The sequence below is a fragment of the Actinomadura fibrosa genome (assembly GCF_900659615.1).
Taxonomy (GTDB): domain Bacteria; phylum Actinomycetota; class Actinomycetes; order Streptosporangiales; family Streptosporangiaceae; genus Spirillospora; species Spirillospora fibrosa.
On record NZ_CAACUY010000418.1, the window covers coordinates 1 to 4914 of the forward strand.

Consider the following 4914-nt stretch of genomic DNA (forward strand, 5'->3'; position numbering starts at 1 on the left):
GCCGCCGGGGCGGCGCCCGCCGCGGCGTCGTGCCGGACTAGGCGCGGCACGAACGCGCCGCCGTCGCGCATCGCGAGCTGCGGCTCGTCCGCGGCCAGCGCGTCGGGGACGGCGCGGTACGAGGCGTCCCGCCCGTCGAGGTCGAGCAGCGCCAGCCGGCCGGGGAACTCGGCCTGGGCGCTGCGCGTCAGCCCCCACAGCGCCGCGGCCGCCAGGTCGCCGACGTCGTCGCCGGGACGGGTCGCGACCGCGCCCTCGGTGGCGACGACGAGCCGCGCGCCGTCGAACCAGGGTTCGGCGAGCCAGGTCTGGAGCAGCGACAGCAGCGCGTCCCCGGTCCGCCGGAGCCGCCCGAGTGAGCCGGCTGCGTCCTCCGCGTCCCGGTCGCCGGGGACGACGGCGATGACCGTGTCGGGCACCTCGGCCCCGGCCTCGGCGGCCGCGCTGAGCCCGGCCAGGTCGGGGTAGGCGGCCGCGCCGGGCAGCGCCCGGACGAGCGGGTCGTCCTCGGGAGCGAGGACCGCGTACCGCGCGGCGGTGCCGCCGACGGTGCCGCCAGCGGGGCCGTCGGCGGGTTCGGTGAGCGGCATCCAGTCGAGCCGGAACAGCGCGTTCCCGCTCCCGCCGCGGCGGGCCCGGGCGATCTGCTCGGGGGACACCGGCCGGACGGCCAGCGACTCCAGCGTGAGCACCGGCACGCCGGTCGGGTCGGCGGCGGTGACGGCGAGCCGGTCCGGCGCCGCGCGGGTGATCCGCACCCGGAGGGCGGTCCCGGCGGTGGTGTGCAGGCGCAGGCCGGTCCACGCGAACGGGAGCAGCGCCGCGCCCGCCGCGTCCGCCCCCGCGCCGGAGTCCAGCAGCAGGGCGTGCAGGGCCGCGTCGAGGAGGACCGGGTGGACGCCGTAGTCGGCGGCACGGGCCCGTTCCCCGTCGGGCAGCGCCACCTCGGCGTAAACGTCGTCGCCGAGCCGCCACGCGGCGGTGAGCGCCCGCGTCGCCGGGCCGTACTCGTGGCCGAGCGCGGCGAGCGCGTCGTACGGGTCCCCGGTGGCGATCGGTTCGGCTCCGGGCGGCGGCCACGCCCCCTCGATCGCGGCCGGCGCGGCGGCCGGCGGCTCGGGCGAGAGCAGCCCGGTCGCATGGCGCGTCCAGGCGGGCTCGTCGGCCTCGCCCGCGGCGGCCGGCCGGGAGTGGACGCTGACAGGCCGCAGTCCCGCGCCGTCCGGCGGCCCGACGACGACCTGCAGGTCGACGGCGGTGTCCGGCGCCAGGACCAGCGGGCTCTCCAGCGTGAGCTCGGCGAGGTGGTCGCAGCGCGCTCGCCGGGCAGCCTGGAGGGCCAGCTCCACGAACGCGGAGCCGGGGAGCAGGACGCTGTCCATCACCTGATGCTCGGCCACCCAGGCGTGGGCCCGCTGGGAGACCCGGCCGGTGAGCAGCAGGGTCCGCTCGCCCGCCGGCTCCACCGCCGCGCCGATCAGCGGGTGGTCGGTGCCGGTCAGGCCGAGGCCCGCCGGGTCGCCGCCGGTCAGCAGCGGCGCGTCCAGCCAGTAGCGGCGGCGCTGGAAGGCGTAGGTGGGCAGCGGGACGGTCCGCGGCGGCGGGTCGGCGGGGAACCGGGGCGTCCAGTCCACCTCGGCGCCGGCGGCGAAGGCCTGGCCGAGCGCGCGGACGAGCTGCTCCGGCCCGTCGTGGTCGCGGCGGAGCGTGCCCAGCGCGACGGCGCCGCCCTCGGCCAGGTCGAGGGACTCGGTGATCGCCGGGACGAGCACCGGGTGCGGGCTGGCCTCGATGAACAGGCGGTGGCCGTCGGCCAGCAGCGCGGCCACGGTCTCGGCGAACCGCACCGGCCGCCGCAGGTTCTCGATCCAGTAGGCGGCGTCCAGGCCGGCGGTGTCGCGCGGCCCGGCGGTGACGGTGGAGTAGAACGTCACCGCCGCCGGTCCCGGCCGCACGCCGGCCAGCGCGGCGGAGAGCCGGCCGGTGATCCGGTCGATCTGCGGGCCGTGCGAGGCGTAGTCGACGTCGATCGTCCGGGCCCGCCATCCGCGCTCCTCGGCCGCCGCCACCACGGCGGCCACCTGCTCGGGCGAGCCGGAGACGACGGTGGACGACGGGCCGTTGACCGCCGCGACCGTGACGTCCGGCGCGCCGTCCAGCAACCGCGCGGCGCGGGCCTCGTCCACGGCGAGGGACGCCATCGCGCCCTGGCCGGACAGCGCGCGCAGCTCCCGGCTGCGCACCGCGACGATCATGGCGGCGTCCTCCAGGGACAGGGCCCCGGCGACGCAGGCGGCGGCGATCTCGCCCTGGCTGTGCCCGATGACCGCGGCCGGGACGACGCCGTGGTCGGCCCAGACGGCGGCGAGCGACACCATGACCGCCCACAGCGCCGGCTGCACCACGTCCACCCGTTCCAGGGCGCGGCCGTCGCCGCGCAGGACCTCGGTGAGCGACCAGTCCACGTGAGGGGCGAGCGCCTGCTCGCATTCGGCCAGGCGGGCCGCGAAGACCGGTGACTCCTCCAGCAGTCGGACGCCCATCCCCGCCCACTGCGAACCCTGGCCGGGGAACACGAGGACGGGTCCCGCCCCGGTCGCGTCCGCCACACCGGTCACGACGCCGGTGTCCGGGGCGCCGTCCGCGAGGGTCTCCAGGGAGCGCAGCAACCCGTCCCGGCCGGTGCCGATCACCACGGCGCGGTGCGCGTACGCCGACCGCGTCGTGACCAGCGACCAGCCGATGTCGGCCGGGGACGGCTCCGGGTGGGCGGTGACGTGATCGGCCAGCCTCCGGGCCTGCGCGCGCAGTGCCTCGGCGGAATGCCCGGAGATCACCCACGGCGTGAGGCGGTCGCCGGATGGTGGCCGCGGTTGCGGGCGGTCGGGTTGGTCGGGTTGGTCGGGTGGTTGTTCGAGGATGAGGTGGGCGTTGGTGCCGGAGATGCCGAATCCGGAGATGCCTGCGCGTCGTGGTCGTTGGGTGTGGGGCCAGGGGGTGGGTTGGGTGAGGAGTTGGACGGTGCCGGTGGTCCAGTCGACGTGTCGGGTGGGTTGGTCGATGTGGAGGGAGGCGGGGAGGAGGCCGTTGTGGATGGCCATGACCATTTTGATGACGCCGGCGACGCCGGCGGCGGCCTGGGTGTGGCCGATGTTGGATTTGACCGAGCCGAGCCACAGCGGCCGATCCGGCGCGCGGTCCTGCCCGTAGGTCGCCATGAGGGCCTGCGCCTCGATCGGGTCGCCGAGGGTGGTGCCGGTGCCGTGGGCCTCCACCGCGTCCACCTCATCGGGTGAAACCCCGGCGTTGGCGAGCGCCTGGCGGATCACCCGCTCCTGGGACGGGCCGTTGGGCGCGGTAAGGCCGTTGCTGGTGCCGTCCTGGTTGATCGCCGACCCGCGGATCACCGCGAGGATGCGGTGGCCGTTGCGCTGGGCGTCGCTGAGCCGTTCCAGCATGACGAGGCCGACGCCCTCGGCCCAGCTCGTCCCGTCGGCGGCGTCGGCGAACGCCTTGATCCGGCCGTCGGGCGCCATTCCCCGCTGCCGCGAGAACTCCACGAACGACGCCGGTGTGGTCATCACGGTCGCGCCCCCGGCGAGCGCGAGATCGCACTCGCCCCGCCGCAGCGCGTGACCGGCCTGGTGGATCGCGACCAGCGAGGCGGAGCAGCCGGTGTCCACCGTCACGGCCGGACCCACCAGGCCGAGCGTGTAGGAGATCCGGCCGGACGCCACGCAGCCGAGGTTCCCCGTGCCGATGTACCCCTCGACGTCGTCGATCCGCTTGCCGACGAGCGTCAGGTAGTCGAAGATCGTGAGCCCGGTGAACACGCCGGTGTCGCTGCCCGCCAGCGATCTGGGCGCGATCCCCGCGTCTTCGATGGCGTCCCAGGCGGTCTCCAGCAGGAGCCGCTGCTGCGGGTCCATGGCCGTCGCCTCGCGCGGGCTGATCCCGAAGAACGCCGCGTCGAACTCGCCGGCGTCGTAGACGAAACCGCCCTCGCGCACGTAGCTGGTGTTCGGATGGTCCGGGTCCGGGTGGAACAGGCTGTCGAGGGGCCAGCCCCGGTCCGTGGGGAACCCCCCGATCGCGTCCCGGCCCTCGGCGGCCAGCTCCCACAGGTCCTGCGGCGACCGCACGCCGCCCGGGTACCGGCAGGCCATCCCGACGATGGCGATCGGCTCGTCATCGGCTCCGCCGGAGCGGGCGCCGCGCGCCACGGCGGCGCCCGGCGCCGCCGACGGCTCGCCGAGCAGCCGGCCCCTGAGGTACAGGGCGAGCTCCCGCGGCGTCGGATGGTCGAAGACCATCGTCGTCGGCAGGTCGAGCCCGGTCGTCTGGTTCAGCCGGTTGCGCAGCTGCACGGCGGTGAGGGAGTCGAAGCCGAGTTCCTGGAACGGCTTGTTCGCGGGGATCGCGTCCGTCCCGGAATGCCCGAGCGTCGCGGCCGCCTCCGTCCTGACGTGGGTGAGCAGGGTCTGATGCTGCTGCGACGGCGTCGCCTCCCGCAGCTGCTGCCCGAGGGGCGTGGCGGCGGCGCTCGTCTCGGGGCCGCCGGCCGCGGCCGGCCGCTGGTTCTCGGGGAGGTCGTCGAGGAGGGGCGCGGGGCGCGCCGCGGTGAAGGTGGGGGTGAACAGGGTCCAGTCGATGTCGGCGACGGTGAGGGTCGTGGTGCCGGTGGAGACGGCGTGGTGCAGGACCTTGGTGGCGAGGCTCGGCGGCAGGGGACTCAGGCCGAACCTGGAGAAGAAGGCCAAGGACGTCTGGTCCGCCGCGATCCCGGCCTCGCTCCACGGACCCCAGGCGACGGATGTGGCGGGGCGTTGCTGGGAGCGGCGGTGCTCGGCGAGGGCGTCGAGGTAGTGGTTGGCGGCGGCGTAGGCGCCTTGCTGGCCGCTGCCCCAGCTGCCG

The 4914-nt window shown here is 76.2% G+C and carries 1 protein-coding gene; it reads right to left on the reverse strand.

All coding sequences use genetic code 11. The features are described from left to right. On the reverse strand, window positions 1-4914 hold a 4914-nt coding region (locus tag E1300_RS47620; RefSeq protein WP_131763852.1), incomplete at both ends, for a type I polyketide synthase.